This window comes from Micromonospora sp. WMMD730 (assembly GCF_049178955.1).
Classification (GTDB): Bacteria; Actinomycetota; Actinomycetes; order Mycobacteriales; family Micromonosporaceae; genus Micromonospora; species Micromonospora wenchangensis.
Genome location: NZ_JBMHML010000002.1, coordinates 5,179,378 through 5,197,585, shown reverse-complemented (window position 1 = coordinate 5,197,585; position 18,208 = coordinate 5,179,378). Strand labels below are relative to the sequence as shown.

Here is an 18,208-nt window from a genome sequence, read left to right as displayed (position 1 = left end):
CTCCGACATCCCACCACCGAACAGGGACGGCCACCCATGGGAAGCATCGCCCCCGCGTACCAGGACGCCATCGCGGTCATCGGAATGTCCTGCCGGTTCCCCGGCGCAGCCTCCCCGGCGGAGTTCTGGGACCTGTTGGTACGCGGGGAGGAGGCGATCCGCGAGGCACCGGCCGACCGCTGGTCCGGTGACCCGGGTACGGTCCGTCGCGGCGGTTTCCTCGACGACGTGGCCGGCTTCGACGCCCCGTTCTTCGGGGTGTCGCCCCGCGAGGCCGCCGCGATGGACCCGCAGCAGCGGCTGATGCTGGAACTGGCCTGGGAGGCGCTGGAGAATGCCGGTGCCGACCCGACGCCGCTGCGCGGCTCGTCGACCGGGGTGTTCATCGGCACGATCCAGGACGACTACGCCACCCTGACCCGTCGCGGTGGTGGCGACCCCGGCCCGCACACCCTCACCGGGCTGCACCGCAGCGTCATCGCCAACCGGGTCTCCTACCGGCTGGGCCTGGCCGGGCCGAGCATGGTGGTCGACACCGGCCAGTCGTCGGCCCTGGTGGCGGTGCACCGGGCGATCGAGTCGCTGCACGCCGGCGAGTGCACGATGGTGCTCGCCGGTGGCGTCAACCTGATCCTCACCGGGGAGAGCACCGACGCCGTACGCGGTTTCGGCGGCCTGTCGCCCACCGGGCGTACCCACCTGTTCGACGCGCGCGCCGACGGTTACGTCCGGGGCGAGGGCGGTGGCCTGGTCGTCCTGAAGCGGCTCGCCGACGCCGTCGCCGACGGCGACCGGATCGTCTGTGTCGTCCACGGCGGCGCCGTCAACAACGACGGGGGCGGCGACGGCCTCACCACCCCCAGCCGGGCCGGCCAGGAACAGGTGGTCCGGCTCGCGCACACCCGCGCCGGCACCGACCCGGCCGCCACCGGGTACGTGGAGCTGCACGGCACCGGAACCCCGGTGGGCGATCCGATCGAGGCCGCCGCGCTCGGCGCGGTGGTCGGCGCGGCCCTGCCCGCCGGTGACCGGCTGCTGGTCGGCTCGGCCAAGACCAACGTCGGTCACCTGGAGGGCGCCGCCGGGGTGGTGGGGCTGATCAAGACGGTGCTCGCCCTGCGGCACGGGCTGGTCCCCGCCTCCCTGCACCACGAGACGCCCAACCCGGCGATCGACTTCGCGGCCACCAGGCTGACCGTGCAGACCACCCTCGCCGCGTGGCCCGCCACCCGGCCCCTGGCCGGCGTCTCCTCCTTCGGCATGGGCGGCACCAACTGCCACCTGGTCCTCGGCCCCTGGCCCGCACCGCCCGCCGCCGCATTGCCCGCCACCGCATTGCCCGCCACCGCATTGCCCGCCCCGGAACCGCCCGCCACCGAACCGTCCGGCACCCCGGCCGCCGTACCCGCCGTTGACCGCGTCGTCTGGCCGCTGTCCGGTCGTACCCCGGCGGCGCTGCGCGCCCAGGCGCAGCGTCTGCACGACCACCTCGTCGACCGGCCCACGGTGCCGGTCGGCGACGTCGGCCGTTCGCTGGCCGCCCGCAGCGGCTTCGACCACCGGGCCGCGATCGTCGGCCGGGACCGCGACGACCTGCTCGCCGGCCTGGCCGCCGTCGCCGACGGTCGTCGCCGGGCCGGGCTGGTCACCGGCCGGGCCGGCGGCGGCGGGCTGGCCTTCCTGTTCACCGGCCAGGGCGCGCAGCGCCCCGGGATGGGACGTGACCTGTACGCCGCCTCGCCGGTCTTCGCCGACGCGTTCGACGAGGTCTGCGCGGAACTCGACAGGCACCTGGACCGGCCGCTGCGCGAGGTCGTCTGGGACGACCCGGACACGCTCGACCAGACCGGCTACACGCAGCCCGCGCTCTTCGCCCTCCAGACGGCACTGTTCCGGCTCACCGTCTCCTTCGGCGTACGCCCCGACCACCTGCTCGGCCACTCGATCGGTGAACTGTCCGCCGCGTACGCCGCCGGGGTCTGGTCCCTGCCCGACGCCTGCCTGCTCGTCGCCGCCCGTGGCCGGCTCATGCAGGCCGCCCCGGCCGGGGGCGCGATGCTGGCGATCGCCGCACCGGAGGAGGTCGTGTCCGCCCACCTCGCCGACGTCGCCGGGCGGCTGGACCTGGCCGCCGTGAACGGGCGCAACGCCGTCGTCGTCTCCGGTGACGCCGACGCCGTCACCGACCTCGCCGCCCACTTCGACCAGCTCGACGTCAAGACCCGACGGCTGCGGGTCAGCCACGCGTTCCACTCCGCCCACATGGACCCGGCGCTCGACGAGTTCACCCGCATCGTCGCCGGCGTGCCCACCCGGACGCCCCTGGTGCCGGTGGTGTCGAACGTGTCCGGGGAGCTGGTACGGGCCGACTACACCGACCCGGCGTACTGGGCGGCGCAGATCCGTCGACCGGTGCGCTTCCTCGACGGCCTCCGCACGCTGCGGTCCGCCGGGGTCACCGGGTTCCTGGAACTCGGGCCGGACCCGGTGCTGACCGGGCTCGCCGAGGCGGAGCACGACGCCGAGGACTCGGCGTACGCCGCCCTGCTACGCCGGGACCGCGACGAGCCGACGACGGCGTTGACCGCGCTGGCCCGGCTGCACACCCACGGCGTACCGGTGGACTGGTCACCACTGTGGCCGGCCGCCGACCGTACCGACCTGCCGACATACGCGTTCCAGCGGCGGCCGTACTGGATCGACACCGCCACGGCCACCGACACCGCCGCCGGGTACGCCCGTGCGTCGGTACCGGCCGCCCCGCAGGACACCGCGACCGGGACGGCGGACGTCGACCCGGCGAGCTGGGCGGGGCGTCTGCTGGCGATGCCCGAGGACAAGCGCCGGCCCGCCGCCGAGCTGCTCGTCCGTCGCCTGGTCGCCGAGACGCTCGGGTACGCCGACCCGGCAGAGGTGGACGGTGCGCTCACCTTCAAGGAACTCGGCATCTCGTCGCTCACCGCGGTGGAACTGCGCAACCTGGTGACCGCCGAAACCGGCCAGTCGTTCTCCTCCTCCATGGTCTTCGACTTTCCGAGTCCGGTGTTGGTGGCGGAGCGGTTGGTGGGTTTGGTGTCGGGTTCGGTTGTGGGTGTGGGTGTTTCGGGTGTGGGTGTGGGTGAGGCGGTGGCGATTGTGGGGATGGGTTGTCGTTTTGGTGGTGGGGTGGGTTCGCCGGGGGATTTGTGGGATGTGGTGTCGGGTGGGGTTGATGTGGTGGGTGGGTGGCCGGTGGATCGTGGGTGGGATGTGGAGGGTTTGGTGGGTGGTGGGGTGCCGGGGTTTGGTGGGTTTTTGGAGGGTGCGGGGGTTTTTGATGCGGAGTTTTTTGGTGTTTCTCCGCGTGAGGCTGTGGTGATGGATCCGCAGCAGCGGGTGGTGTTGGAGGTGGTGTGGGAGGCGTTGGAGGGTGCGGGTTTGGGTGGGGTTGTTGGTGGTGTTGGTGGTGTGGGTGTGGGGGTGTTTTTGGGGGTGATGGGTTTGGAGTATGGGCCGCGGTTGTGTGAGGCGGGGGAGGGTGTTGGTGGGTATGTGTTGACGGGTTCGGCGGGGAGTGTGGTGTCGGGTCGGGTGGCGTATGTGTTGGGTTTGGGTGGTCCGGCGGTGTCGGTGGATACGGCGTGTTCGTCGTCGTTGGTGGCGTTGCATCAGGCGGTGGGGGCGTTGCGGTCGGGTGAGGTGTCGTTGGCGGTGGCGGGTGGGGTGGCGGTGATGGGTTCGCCGGGGATGTTTGTGGAGTTTGCGCGTCAGGGTGGGTTGTCTGCTGATGGTCGGTGTAAGGCGTTCTCGTCGTCGGCGGATGGTACGGGGTGGGGTGAGGGTGTGGGTGTGGTGGTGTTGGAGCGGTTGTCGGATGCGCGGCGTAATGGTCATCGGGTGTTGGCGGTGGTGCGGGGTAGTGCGGTTAATCAGGATGGTGCGTCGAATGGGTTGACGGCGCCGCATGGTCCGTCGCAGGAGCGGGTGATTCGTCAGGCGTTGGCGAGTGGTGGTTTGTCGGCGGGTGATGTGGATGTGGTGGAGGCGCATGGTACGGGGACGCGGTTGGGTGATCCGGTTGAGGCGGGGGCGTTGTTGGCGACGTATGGTCGTGAGCATTCGGTGGAGCGTCCGTTGTATCTGGGTTCGTTGAAGTCGAATATTGGTCATACGATGGCGGCGGCGGGTGTTGCTGGTGTGATCAAGATGGTGTTGGCGATGCGTGCTGGGGTGATGCCGAAGACGTTGCATGTGGTGGAGCCGACGTCGCATGTGGATTGGTCGTCGGGCACGGTGGAGTTGCTGACCGAGGCGCGGCCGTGGGGTGGTGTGGGGCCGCGTCGGGCGGGGGTGTCGTCCTTCGGGATCAGCGGCACCAACGCGCATGTCGTCCTGGAGTCGGCACCGGAATTCGAGCCGGAGCTGACGGTGGAACCGTCGGTGGACGGTGAGCCGGATGGTCCGGTGTCGTTGGTGCTGTCGGCACGGTCGGTGGGGTCGTTGCGGGCGCAGGCGTTGCGGTTGGCGGGGTTTGTGGGTGGTGGTGGGGTGTCGTTGTCGGATGTGGCGTGGACGTTGGCGGGTCGTGCGGTTTTTGGTCATCGTGCGGTGGTGGTGGGTGGTTCGCGGGCGGAGTTGGTGGCGGGTTTGACGGCGTTGGGTTCGGGTTCGGATTATGTTCCGCCGTCGGTTTCCTCGGCTGTTCCGCCGTCGGTTTCTTCGGCTGTTTCGTCGCCGCTTGTTTCGTCTTCGTCTGTTTCGTCGTCGGTTTGTTCGGGTGTGGTGTCGGGTGGGGTGGTGTCGGGTGGGACGGTGTTTGTGTTTCCGGGTCAGGGGTCGCAGTGGTGGGGTATGGGTCGGGAGTTGTGGGGGTGTGATGCTGTTTTTCGGGGGCGGTTTGAGGAGTGTGTTGGGGTGTTGGGTGGGTTGGTGGATTGGGATGTTCGTGGGGTGTTGTTGGAGGGTGGGGAGGAGTGGTTGGGGCGGGTTGATGTGGTGCAGCCGGCGTTGTTTGTGTTGATGGTGTGTTTGGCGGAGGTGTGGCGGGCTGCGGGTGTGGTGCCGGATGCGGTGGTGGGTCATTCGCAGGGTGAGGTGGCGGCGGCGTGTGTGGCGGGGGTGTTGTCGTTGGAGGATGCGTTGCGGGTGGTGGTGGGTCGTTCGCGGTTGGTGGGGGAGCGGTTGGCGGGGTTGGGGGGGATGGTGTCGGTGGGGTTGTCGGTGGGGGAGGTGGAGTCGTGGTTGGTGGGTTTTGGTGGTGACCTGGTTGTGGGTGTGGTGAATGGGCCGGGGTCGTGTGTGGTGGCGGGTCCGGTGGGTTTGTTGGGTGATTTGGTGGGGTTGTTGGAGGGGGTGGGGGTGTGGTGTCGGTGGGTGCCGGTGGATTATGCGTCGCATCATCCGGTGGTGGATGTGGTGCGGGAGGAGTTGTTGGGTTTGGTGGGGGATGTGGTTGGTGGGGTGGGGGATGTGGTGGTGTATTCGTCGGTGCGGGGTGGTGTGGTGTCGGGTGTGGAGTTGGGGGGTGGTTATTGGTTTGAGAATTTGCGGTCGGCGGTGCGGTTTGAGGAGGTGGTGGGGGTGTTGGTGGGTGATGGGTTTTCGCGGTTTGTGGAGTGTTCTCCGCATCCGGTGTTGTCGGTGGGTTTGCGGGAGTCGTTGGAGGTGTTGGGTTCGGGTGGTGTGGTGGTGCCGACGTTGCGTCGGGGTGAGGGTGGTGTGGGTCGGGTGTTGTTGTCGTTGGGTGAGGCGTTTGTGTCGGGGGTGGGGGTTGATTGGCGTGGGGTGGTGGGTGCGGGTCGGTTGGTGGAGGTGCCGACGTATGCGTTCCAGGGGGAGCGGTACTGGTTGGAGGCACCCCGCAACACCGGCGACGACGCGACCCGCACCGGCCACGCGCTGCTGGACGCCGCGACGGAGCTGCCCGGCTCGGGCGGGGTGGTGCTGACCGGCCGGGTGTCCCTGACCGGCCAGCCGTGGCTGCGTGACCACGCCGTCGGCGACACGGTCGTCCTGCCCGGCACGGCCTTCCTCGACATGGCGCTGCGCGCCGGCGACGAGGTCGGCTGCGACCACGTCGACGAGCTGACCCTGCACCAGCCGCTCGTCCTGACCACCGGGTCCACGCAACTGCGTGCCGTGGTCGACGCCGCGGACGACGCCGGTCGCCGGCCCGTCTCCCTCTTCGCCCGCAGCGGCCCCGCCGGGACGGCCTGGACGACCTGCGCCGTCGGTGTCCTCTCCGACAGCGCCGACCGCGCGCCGGCCGAGGGCCTGGCCGACACCTGGCCGCCGGCCGACGCGGAGCCCATCGACTGCGCCGACCTCTACCCCGACCTGGCCGCGCGGGGCTACCACTACGGCCCGGCCTTCCAGGGCGTGCAGGCCGCCTGGCGTCGGGGGAACCAGGTCTTCGCCGAGGTGGCGCTCGCTGCCGACCAGCACGCCGGGGTCACCGCCTTCGCCATCCACCCGGCACTGCTCGACGCCGCCCTGCACGCCGGCCTGACCGACCCGCAGGCCCCCGACGCACCCGTCGAACTGCCCTTCGCCTGGTCCGGCGTCGCGTTGCACCGGACGGCTGCCACGTCGGCCCGGGTCCAGCTCACCCGGACCGCGCCCGGTGTCCTGCACCTGGTCGTCACCGACCCGACCGGCGCCGCACTGGCCACCGTGGACAGCCTCGCGATGCGGCCCCTCTCCGGCGACCTGCGCGGCCCCGCCACCGACGGCGGCCTGTACGCCATCACCTGGTCCCCCGCGGGCGGGCGGGGCGTCGCCGATGCAGACCCGGCGGACGCGTCCGACCAGCAGGTGCTGGACCTGACCGGCCGGGGCGTCGACCCCACCGACGGTGACGTCGCCGAGGCCACCCGGTCGGTCGTGCACGGGGTCCACGCCGAGGTCACCCACTGGCTGACCGGGGCCGACGCCGGCGGGTCGCCGGACCGGACCCACCCGTCGAAGCTGGTCGTGCTGACCCGGGGCGGGGTTGCGGTCCGGCCCGGCGAGGACGTCGACCCGGCCGCCGCCGCCGTGTGGGGACTGCTGCGTACCGCCCAGCTCGAGCACCCGGACCGGATCGTGCTGATCGACCTGGACGACGACGGGCGCTCCCGGGCCGCCGTCGACGTCGCGACGCGCGGCACCGAGCCGCAGGTCGCCATCCGGGCGGGCGTCGACCACCGGCCCCGGCTGACCCCGGTCGCCCCGCCCGGCGGCACGACGCCGACCGTGGCGACGCGCACCGACGGCACCGTTCTGATCACCGGCGCCTCCGGGGTGCTCGGCGGGGTCTTCGCCCGCCACCTGGCCGCCCGGTATCCCACCCAGCGGCTGCTGCTCGTCGCCCGGCGCGGTGCCGACGCGCCCGGGATGGCCGAACTGACCGCCGCGCTGGGCGACCTCGACGCCCGGGTGGAGGTGGCGGCCTGCGACGTGATCGACAGGTCGCAGCTCGCCCGGCTGCTTGACGCGATTCCCGCCGCGCACCCGCTCACCGCCGTGCTGCACGCCGCCGGGGTGCTCGACGACGGCCTGTTCACCTCGCTGCGCCCCGAGCAGCTCGACGCCGTCCTGCGGCCGAAGACCGCGGCGTGGCACCTGCACGAGTTGACCCGCGACCTCGACCTGGCCGAGTTCGTGCTCTTCTCGTCGGTGACCGCCACGCTGGGCAACGCCGGGCAGGCCAACTACACCGCGGCCAACGGCTTCCTGGACGGTCTGGCCGCGCACCGACGCGCCCACGGCCTGCCCGCCACCAGCATCGCCTGGGGCCTGTGGGCCACGGCGTCCGGCATGACCGCCCACCTCAGCCGGGCCGACCTGAGCCGGCTGGGCCGCGACGGGATCGGCGCGCTGGACGAGGCGGCCGGCCTGGCGCTGTTCGAGGCGGTCCGGGCCGACGACCCCACCGCAGCGCAGCCGCGCCCGGCGACGGTGGTCGCGGCCCTGCTGGATAAGGCCGCGCTCCGCGCGAAGGCCACCGCCGGGCTGTTGCCCGCCCTGTTCGGGGACCTGGTCCGGGTCGCCCCACGTCGGGTGCGGGCGACTGCCGGCGTCGACACCGGGCAGTCCTGGGAGCGGCGGATGGCGGCGCTCCCCGCGGCCCGGCGTCGGGAGGCGGTCACCGAACTCCTGCGCGGCGCGGTCCTCACCGTCCTCGGGCACGACCCGGCCGGGGCGATGGAGGCCGACCGTACCTTCAAGGACTTCGGCTTCGACTCGCTGAGCGCGGTCGAGCTGCGCAACCGGATCGGGGCCGCCACCGGGATCACCCTGCCGGTCACCCTCGTCTTCGACCACCCCACCCCGGCCGCCCTCGCCGAGCACCTCGAGCAGCGGGTCTCCGGCGGCACCGGTCCCGCCCCGACGCCGGCCGCCCCGACGGTCGGGCCGGCCGACGAACCGATCGCGATCGTGGCGATGGGCTGCCGCTACCCGGGCGGTGTCGAGTCCCCGGAGCAGTTGTGGCGGCTCGTCGCCGACGGCGTGGACGCGGTGGGCGGGTTCCCCCGCAACCGGGGCTGGGACATGTCCGGCCTGGTCGACACCGGCTCGGACGGGCCCGGCACCAGCCACGCCGACCAGGGCGGCTTCCTCTACGACGCCGACCGGTTCGACGCCGACTTCTTCGGCATCAACCCCCGCGAGGCCGCCGCGATGGACCCCCAGCAACGGCTGCTGCTCCAGACCGCCTGGGAGACGTTCGAACGGGCCGGCCTGCCGTCGGCCACCCTGCGTGGCAGCCGTACCGGCGTGTTCGTCGGGGTGATGTACGGCGACTACGGTGCCCGGCTGGCCGCCGCCCCCGAATCCGCCGAGGGCTACCTCTACAACGGCAGCGCCGGCAGTGTCGCCTCCGGACGCATCGCGTACACCTTCGGGCTGGAGGGACCGGCGGTCACCGTCGACACGGCCTGCTCCTCGTCGCTGGTGTCGGTGCACCTGGCCGCGCAGGCCCTGCGCCGGGGCGAGTGCACGATGGCCCTCGCCGGTGGCGTCACCGTGATGGCCACCCCGAAGACGTTCATCGAGTTCAGCAGGCAGGGCGCGCTCTCCGCCGACGGCCGGTGCCGGGCCTTCTCGTCGTCGGCGACGGGCACCGGCTGGGCCGAGGGGGTCGGTCTGCTGCTGCTCGAACGGCTCTCCGACGCCGAACGCAACGGGCACGAGGTGCTCGCGGTGCTCAGCGGTTCCGCCGTCAACCAGGACGGGGCCAGCAACGGGATGACCGCGCCGAACGGGACGGCCCAGCGCGCGGTGATCAGGCAGGCGCTCGCCTCGGCCGGGCTCACCGGCGTCGACGTCGACGCGGTGGAGGCCCACGGCACCGGCACCCGGCTCGGCGACCCGATCGAGGCCGAGGCCCTCATCGCCACCTACGGCGCCGGACGCTCCCCGCAGACCCCGCTGTGGCTCGGCTCGCTGAAGTCCAACATCGGCCACGCGCAGGCCGCCGCCGGGGTGGGCGGTGTGATCAAGATGGTGCTCGCGATGCGCCACGGCATCCTCCCGCGCACCCTGCACGTGCAGGAGCCGACGCCGCACGTCGACTGGTCGGCCGGTGCGGTCCGCCTGCTCGACGAGGCCCGGGAATGGGTCGGGGCGGCCGACCGTCCCCGCCGGGCGGGCGTCTCGTCGTTCGGCATCAGCGGCACCAACGCCCACGTCATCGTCGAAGCTCCCGCCCCGGCCGGACGCCCCGGCGGCGACGACCCGGGCACCCCGTCGTCCCCCGACCCGGCGCAGGGGCGTTCCGGCGGCGACCCGGGTACGGACGACGGCGTCGCCGGGGCCACCCCGGTCGTCGTCCCCCTCTCGGCGCGTACCGTCGAGGCGCTGCGCGGGCAGGCCCGCCGACTCGCCGACGCCCTGGCCGGACCGCCGGCCGGGGAGACCGGCCCGGACGGCCGGCGGGCGCTCGCCGACACGGCGTACACCCTGGGTCGGCGGGCGGTGTTCGCGCACCGCGCGGTGCTGGTCTGCCGGGACCGCGACGGCCTGCTGGCCGGCCTGTCGGCGCTCGCCGACGGGGGCGTGGCCGGTGGCGTCGTCACCGGGCGCGGCGCGCCCGGCGGGCTGGCCCTGATGTTCACCGGGCAGGGCAGCCAGCGTCCCGGCATGGGTGCCGAGCTGTACGCCACCGAACCCGTCTTCGCGGCGGCCTTCGACGAGGTCTGCGCCCACCTGGACCCGCACCTGGACCGTCCCCTGCGGGAGGTCGTCTTCGCCGCGCCCGGCTCGGCCGACGCCACGCTGCTCGACCGGACCCGCTACACCCAGGCCGCCCTGTTCGCCGTGCAGACCGCGCTCTACCGGCTGGTCGAGCGGGCCGGCGTCGTCGCCGACCGGCTGATCGGCCACTCGATCGGCGAGGTCGTCGCCGCGCACGTGGCCGGGGTGCTCACCCTGGCCGACGCCTGCCGGCTGGTGGCCGCCCGTGGCCGGCTGATGGAGTCGGCCCCCGAGGGTGGGGCGATGGTCTCGATCCGGGCCGACGAACCCACCGTGACCGCCCTGCTCGGGCCGGACGCCGACCGGTTGAGCATCGCCGGGATCAACGGCCCGGAGTCGGTGGTCGTCTCCGGTGACGCCGACGCGGCGCAGCGGGTCGTCGAGCGGTGCCGGGCCGACGGGATCGGCACCCGGCGGCTGCGCGTCAGCCACGCCTTCCACTCAGCGCACATGGACGGTGTGCTGGCGGAGTTCGTGGACCTCGCCGGCGCGTTGACCTTCCACGAGCCGGAGATCCCGATCGTCTCCAACGTCACCGGTCGGACGGCCACCACCGAGGAACTGACCTCCCCCGACTACTGGGCGCGTCACCTGCGGGGCACGGTCCGGTTCCACGAGGGGGTCCGTACCCTGCACGCCGACGGGGTCCGGCTCTTCGTCGAGCTGGGACCGGACCCGGTGCTCGCCGCCATGGTGCAGGGCAGCATCGGCGGCGCGGAACCGGCACCGGTGACGGTGGCCGCGTTGCGGACCGGCCAGCCGGAGCAGGACACCTTCGCGACGACCGTGGCGACCGTGCTGGCCAACGCCGAGCACCCCGACCCGGCGGCGGTGCTGGCCGCCCGCAACCCGGCCGGCCGGCTGGTCGCCCTGCCCACCTACCCGTTCCAGGCCACCCGGCACTGGCTCGACGCCCCCGCCCCGGCCGGGGACACCCGCGCCGCCGGCCAGGACGCGGCGGGCCACCCCCTGCTCGGTGCCGTGGTCGAGTTGGCCGACGGCGCGGGGGAGCTGCTCACCGGTCGACTCTCGGTGGCCGACCAGCCGTGGCTGGCCGACCACGCGGTCGGCGGGGTGGTCACGCTGCCCGGCGCGGCGATCGCCGATCTGGCCGTGCGCGCGGGTGACCAGGTCGGCTGCGGACGGGTCGACGAACTCACCTTCCGGGCGCCGATCGTGCTGGCGGCGCAGGAGGCCGTCCGGCTCCAGGTCACCGTCCGGCCGGCCGACGGGTCGGGTCGCCGCGCCTTCACCGTGCACACCCAGCCGCAGGACCGGTCGCTGCCGTGGCGGCTCAACGCCGACGGCCTGCTCAGCGCCGAGGTGTCGGTGCCCGCTGGCTGGCCCGGGGGCGAGCCGTGGCCGCCGCGCGGGGCGTCACCGGTGGATCCGGCCGCTCTGCACGTCGACCTGGCCGCCGCCGGCCTGGCGATCGGTCCGGCCTTCGACGGCGTACGGGCGCTCTGGCGGGTCGGTGACGTCCACTACGCCGAGGTGACCCTGCCCGACCCGGTGCCGTCCGACGCGGCCGGCTTCGGTCTGCACCCGGCGCTGCTCGACGCGGCGCTGCGCGCCGTCGCGTTCGGCGTCCCCACGACCGACCGGCTGCACCTGCCGTTCACCGTCGCCGGTTTCGCCCTGCACGCCAGCGGCGCGACCAGCGCCCGGGTGCGGCTCGCCCCGGGGCCCGAGGCCGGCACCGTCTCCGTGTCGTTGGTCGATCCGGCGGGTGCGCCGATCGCCGACATCGCGGAGCTGGCCCTGCGGCCGTACCTGCCGGAGGACGGGCCGGCCGGTGACCTGTACCGGGTCGACTGGCACCCGGTGACGCTGCCGGCGGTCGACCCGAGCCCGCACCCCCGGTGGGCGGTGCTCGACGACGGCCGGGTGCTGGCCGATTCGGCGGCGGAGCTGCTCGGCCCGGCCGCCCTCTTCGTCGACATGACGGCCGTGCACGAGGCGGTGTCGACCGGGACCCCGCCGCCGTCGGTGATCGTGGTCGACGCCGTCTCCTCGATCGCCACGAGCCGGGCGATGGCCGAGCTGCCGCCGCCGGTGGCCGCCGAGCGGGCGGTCGCCGACACGCTGGAGCTGTTGCAGCAGTGGTTGGCCGACGACCTGCTGGCCGACGTTGGTCTGGTCGTGCTCACCGAGCTGGCGGTCGCCGCGCGGCCGGGAGAGACGCCCGACCCGGCCATGGCCGCGGTGTGGGCGATGCTCGGCAGCGCGCAGAGCGAGAACCCCGGCCGGATCACGGTGATCGACGTGGACGGCACGCCGGCCTCGATCACCGCCCTGCCGATGGCACTGGCCGCCCGGGACCCCCGGCTGGCCCTGCGCGACGGCGTCGCCCTCGCGCCCCGGCTCACCCCGCTTCCCCGTCCGTCGCGGACCGCGCCGGACGGGGTGGACCCCGCCGTTAGCCCGCCGGACCCGGGAACCACCACGGGCGACCGGCTCGACGCGGACGGCCCCGTGCTGATCACGGGCGCGACGGGCGCGGTGGGCGGCGTGCTCGCCCGCCACCTCGTCGCACGGGGCGTCCGCCGGCTGGTGCTGACCGCCCGGCGGGGGGCCGCGGCTCCCGGCGCGGAGGAACTGCTCGCCGACCTGACCGCCGCCGGAGCCACCGCCACCGTCGTCGCCTGCGACGTCGCCGACCGGCAGCGGCTGGCCGAGGTGCTCGACACGTACCGGCCGGGTGCGGTCTTCCACGCCGCCGGTGTGCTCGACGACGGGGTGCTGACCGGGCTGACCGCGCAGCGCTGTGCCGCCGTGCTCCGCCCGAAGGCCCAGGGTGCGTGGAACCTGCACGAACTCACCCGGGGCCGACGCCTGTCCGCGTTCGTGCTGTTCTCGTCGGTGGCGGCCACCGTCGGGACCGCCGGGCAGGCCAACTACGCGGCGGCCAACGGCTTCCTGGAGGCGCTGGCCGGGCAGCGTCGTGCCGAGGGGCTGCCCGGCCTGGCCGTCGGCTGGGGACTGTGGGGCACCGGCGGCATGGCCGGCGAGCTGGGCGCGGCGGACCGGGCTCGGCTGGCCCGGATCGGCATCACCCCGATGGCCGCGCCGGACGCGTTGGGACTGCTCGACGAGGCGCTCGCGTACCCGGGGTCCGCCGTGGCCGGTGCCGGCGGGTACCTCCCGCCGGTCGTGGTCGCGGCGGCGTTCGCGCCGGCGGCGCTGCGGGCGGCGGCCGGCGTCGGCGGGCTGCCGGACGTCCTCACCGCGCTGGCCCCGGTGACGCCCGTGCCGGCCCGCCGGTCGGTGGCCGCCGGCGTCGCCCCCGGCGGCGGGCCGGAGGGGCTCGCCGACAGCCTGGCCGCCCTGCCGGCGCAGCAGCGCGGCGAACGGCTGCTGGACCTGGTGCGTACGGAGATCCGCGGCGTCCTGGGCTACTCCGACGCGGAGGTCGTGGAGGACGCCCGCAGCCTGCGCGACATGGGCTTCGACTCACTGACGGCGGTGGAGTTGCGTAACCGGCTCAACAGCGCCACGGGGCTGCGGTTGCCGACCACGCTCGTCTTCGACTTTCCGACCGCAGCGGCGCTGTCGGAGCAGATCGGCACCCGTCTGGTGCCGGAGACCGGTGAACCCGCCGGAGCGGTGCTGGCCGTGCTGGACCGGTTGGACGCTCTGCTGGCCACCCGCGACATCCCCGACGGGGAGGAGGACGACATCGGTGAGCGACTGAGGAATCTGCTGTGGAGCTGGCAGGGCCGGCAGGGCGGCGACGAAGCCGCCGGGGGCGCCGACGAACTCGACGCGATCGACGACGACGACCTGTTCCACACCCTCGACCGAGAGCTCAGCGGTCCGCAACCGGATCGGCTCTCCTGACCTGCACGGGACCGTGTGGTCAGCACCTGGATCGGCATCATTCGGCATGGAAGGGAAATATCTTGAGTAGGCTGCGCGGGAACCCGTGGGCGGTGCTGGCGACACTGTCGATCGGTTTCTTCATGACCCTGTTGGACCTCACCATCGTCAACATCGCCATTCCGGACGTGATGTCCGACCTGGGCGCCTCGTTCAACCAGGTGCTCTGGGTGATCAGCGCGTACTCGCTGGTCCTCGCCGTCCTGTTGATCACGACCGGGCGGCTCGGTGACCTCAAGGGGCCACGGCTGCTGTTCCTCACCGGCACGGCGGTCTTCACCGTGGCGAGCATCGTCTGCGGCGCGGCGCAGAGCCCCGGCCAGCTCATCGGCGCGCGGGCCGTGCAGGGCATCGGCGCGGCGATGATGGTGCCGCAGACCCTCGCGATGATCATCGGCATCTTCCCGCCGCAGCGGCGGGGCACGGCCATGGGCGTGTGGGGTGCCGTCGCCGGTGTCGCCACCATCTCCGGCCCGACCCTCGGCGGCCTGCTGGTGTCGACCTTCGGCTGGCGGTCGATCTTCTTCGTCAACGTGCCGCTGGGCATCGCCGTGCTGGTGCTGACCCCGCTGCTCATCCCCAACATGAAGCCGGACCGCAGGCACAGCTTCGACGTCGTCGGCGTGCTGATCGCCACCGCGGCACTGTTCTGCGTGGTGTTCGCCCTCAACGAGGGCGAGCGCTACGACTGGAGCGTGCAGATCTGGGCGTTGCTCGCCGCCGGCGTGGTGCTGATCGGCGTCTTCATCGCCCACCAGCGCACCAAGCAGGACGACGAGCCGCTGGTGCCGTTCGCGTTGTTCCGGGACCGCAACTACACGATCATGAGCATCAACGCGGCCGTCGTCTCGATGGCGATGCTCGGGCTGGTCCTGCCGATGAACCTCTACCTCCAGCAGGTCCTGGGGATGGACGCGCTGCACGCCGGTCTCACGCTGGCGCCCTCGCCGCTGGTCGCGATCATCGTGTCCCCGTTCGCGGGGCGGCTGTCGGACCGCATCGGCGGCAAGTTCGTCCTGCTGTTCGGCCTCACCATGTACGCCATCGGCATGGTGATCCTGGTCAGCCTGGCCCAGTTGGACAGCAAGTGGTACACCTTCGTGCCCGGTCTGCTCGTCGCCGGCCTCGGCACCGGGTCGCTGCTCGCGCCGATGGCGACCGAGGCGATGCGCGGGGTCAACCCGCGCCTGGCCGGGGCGGCGTCCGGGCTCAACAACACGGTGCGTCAGCTCGGTTCGGTGCTCGGCCTGGCGATCGTCGGTGCGCTGATCCAGAGCCGGCTCGCCACCACGGTCCGGGAGGAGGCGACCGCGCAGGCCGGGCAGTTGCCGGCGGACGTGCGCGACCGGTTCGTCGACGCCGGGGTGCAGGCCGGGGCCGGCGGGCCCGGTGGCATCTTCGGTCACCTGCCGGGTGACCTGCCGGACCAGCTCCGGGCGCAGATCGCGACGGTCTTCACCAACGTGTACGACCACGCCTTCCTGTCCATGTTGAAGACCAACTTCCTGTTCCCGATCGCCATCGTCGTGGTCGCGGCGGTGCTCACCACGTTCGTCAGGCGGCGTCCCCCGGCCCCGGCCCCGACCCCGCCGGGCACCGCGGTGCCGGCGCCGGCACCGGCCGCAGCCGCCGCGGTGGCGGCCTCGACCGAGGGAAGCCGTTCGTAGGACGGCTGACACCCGCGAACGAGGTGTCCCCGGTCCGCAGTCGCGGGCCGGGGACACCTCGTTCGCGTCGGGCGGTGCTCAGAAGACCAGCACCCGGTTGTCGTACTGGAGCAGCCGGTCGGCGCAGTGCCATGCGACGGCCCGGGCCAGGACGGTGCGTTCCACGTCCGCGCCGAGCCGGACCAGGGTCGCGGTGGTGTCCCGGTGCGAGGTGCGGATCACGTCCTGTTCGATGATCGGCCCCTCGTCGAGCGCGGCGGTGACGTAGTGCGCGGTGGCGCCGATCAGCTTCACCCCGCGCTGCCGGGCCCGCTCGTACGGGCCGGCGCCGGGGAACGCGGGCAGGAACGAGTGGTGGATGTTGATCACCGGGACGCCGACCTTGTCCAGGAACCCCCCGCTGAGGATCTGCATGTAGCGGGCCAGCACGATCAGGTCGCACTGCCCGGCCAGCAGGTCGGCGAGGGTGCCCTCGGCGGCGTCGCGGGCACCGGGCCGGACCGGCACCTCGTGGAAGGGCACGTCGAATCCGGTCACCGTGTCGCGCAGGACGGGGTGGTTCGAGGCGACCAGGGTGATGTCCGCGGCCAACTCTCCGCGTCGCCACCGCCAGAGCAGGTCCACCAGGCAGTGGTCGGCCCGCGAGGCCAGGATGGCGATCCGTTTGACCTGCCGGGCGTCGGTGAACCGCCAGTGCATGCCGAACGGCTCGCCGATGGCGGTCGCGAACTCACCGGCCAGGCCGGCCCGCCGCGCGGGCGCGATGGTGAACTCGGTACGCAGGTAGAACTGGCCGCCGCTGGGTTCGCTGGTGTACTGGTCCAGCTCCACGATGCTGGCTCCCCGCTCGTGCAGGAACTGGGCCACGGCGGCGATGATGCCCGGCCGGTCGGGGCTGGACACGACTAGACGAAGGGTGTCGACCGACATCCGCTCTCCTCGACGATTCCGGGGCACCCTGGACGGTGGCACCCCGACGCCGAGTCTGCCGACGCGGTCTAACGCCGATCCTGCGTCGCGCCGTTCACTCGTCGGTCGGCTCGGTGCCGCCGCGGAGCCGCAGCAGCGTCTGCGGGGTGAGGCTGCGGGCGAGGGTCTCCAGGGCGGCGGTGATCTCGGCGATCCGGGCCGGGTCGTCGGTGCCGAGGGCGGCGGCGAGCGCGCCGTCGACCGAGGCGGACCTGATCTGGACGACCCGGTCGGAGACCTGCTGCGCGGTGTGCAGCAGCAGCCGTCGCCGGTCGTCGGGGTCGGGGGTGGCCTCGATGGCGCCGGCCTTGCGCAGGCGGGCGGCGCAGACCGACACCTTGCTCTGCGGGAAGCCCGTCCGGTCGGCGATCTCGCTGACCGAGGTGCCCGGGTGGGCCCGGATGTCGCTGGCGACGATGAGCACGGAGCGGTGCAGCGCCGGGTGGGAGTCGACCCCCTCGGTGGGGATCGCCTCCTCGCCGAGCTTCATGAGGGTGCGCCCCAGGAGGAACAACTCGATGCCGTTCACCCGTTCAGGGTACATCAGAAACGATCCATCATTCGAGATGCATCTGATACGATGCTTTTTGTCGGCGGGGCCCACCCGCCCGTCCAGCGCATGGAGATGCAGATGTCCGTCACCGACACCCTCCGGACCGGCACGCTCGCCGTTCCCGGCGCCCGGCTCTACCACGAGGTCCGGGGCAGCGGCCCGCTCCTGCTGATCGGCCAGAGCGGGGAGGGTGACGCCCGCCGGACCACCGACCTGGTCGCGCAGCTCGCCGACGCGTACACCGTGGTGACCTACGACCGGCGCGGGCTGTCCCGCAGCGCGCTCACCGACCCCGACCGGCCGGTGACCCTGGCCGACCACGCGGACGACGTCCACCTCCTGCTGACCAGCCTCACCGACCGACCGGCCGCGATGCTCGGGTGCAGCCTCGGCGCCTCGATCGGACTGCGGCTGGCCGTCCGCCACCCCGGTCTGCTGCACACCCTCGTCGCCCACGAGCCGGTCTCACCCCGGCTATTGCCCGCCGCCGAGCGGGCCCGCCACGAACGCGAACTACTCGACGTCCAGCGACGCTACGCGGCCCGGGGGCTGACCGAGGCGATGCGGGAGATCGCCCGGGTGCTCGGCATCGACCCGACCTGCCAGGAGGCCGAGCCCGACCTCACCCCGCAGCCGATGACGCCGCGCCGCATCGCCAACTTCGACACGTTCATCCGCCGGGACTTCACCGCGATCGTCGGCGACGACCTGCGCCCGGAGGACCTGCCCGGCTGCGGCACCCGGATCGTCCCGGCGGTCGGCGCCCGCACCGCGCCGGAGGTCTTCGACCGCCGGTGCGCAGACCGGCTGGCCGAGCTGCTCGGGACCACGCCGGTGGTCTTTCCCGGCGGGCACAACGGCAACACCACCCACCCCCGGGGGTACGCTGCCACGCTGCGCGAGGTCCTCGCCGCGCGGGAATGAC

Annotated in this window: 5 protein-coding genes; 3 read left to right on the top strand and 2 right to left on the bottom strand. The window is 73.1% G+C overall.

Annotated elements, in window-relative coordinates; all coding sequences use genetic code 11:
- The first annotated feature begins 36 nt into the window (after positions 1–36).
- Positions 37–14,055, top strand: coding sequence for a type I polyketide synthase (locus ACN265_RS22105; protein WP_421409255.1), 14,019 nt, complete (start codon positions 37–39; stop codon positions 14,053–14,055).
- A 62-nt stretch (positions 14,056–14,117) separates the two neighbouring features.
- On the top strand, positions 14,118–15,761 hold the full coding sequence (locus tag ACN265_RS22100) for a DHA2 family efflux MFS transporter permease subunit (protein WP_421409253.1): 1,644 nt from the start codon (positions 14,118–14,120) through the stop codon (positions 15,759–15,761).
- Positions 15,762–15,839: 78 nt separating this feature from the next.
- Here the strand turns inward: ACN265_RS22100 and purU are convergent, their stop codons facing one another.
- Both purU and ACN265_RS22090 read right to left on the bottom strand, forming a co-directional pair.
- Positions 15,840–16,691 (bottom strand): formyltetrahydrofolate deformylase, encoded by an 852-nt coding sequence (gene purU / locus ACN265_RS22095; RefSeq protein WP_421409251.1) that lies wholly within the window; start codon positions 16,689–16,691, stop codon positions 15,840–15,842.
- Between the two features lie 94 nt (positions 16,692–16,785).
- Positions 16,786–17,259: a MarR family transcriptional regulator gene (locus ACN265_RS22090; RefSeq protein ID WP_420115637.1), complete on the bottom strand. Its 474-nt coding sequence runs from the start codon at positions 17,257–17,259 to the stop codon at positions 16,786–16,788.
- 102 nt (positions 17,260–17,361) lie between these two features.
- Between ACN265_RS22090 and ACN265_RS22085 the strand changes: the two genes are divergently transcribed.
- Positions 17,362–18,207, top strand: a complete 846-nt coding sequence (locus ACN265_RS22085; RefSeq protein ID WP_204928204.1) for an alpha/beta fold hydrolase — start codon at positions 17,362–17,364, stop codon at positions 18,205–18,207.
- The last annotated feature ends 1 nt before the right edge of the window (position 18,208 follow it).

What these genes read in the sequence shown, in the direction of transcription:
- ACN265_RS22105 (WP_421409255.1), top strand. Translation starts at nt 37, where the DNA reads ATGGGAAGCATCGCCCCCGCGTACCAGGACGCCATCGCGGTCATCGGA.
- purU (WP_421409251.1), bottom strand. Translation starts at nt 16,691, where the DNA reads ATGTCGGTCGACACCCTTCGTCTAGTCGTGTCCAGCCCCGACCGGCCG.
- ACN265_RS22085 (WP_204928204.1), top strand. Translation starts at nt 17,362, where the DNA reads ATGTCCGTCACCGACACCCTCCGGACCGGCACGCTCGCCGTTCCCGGC.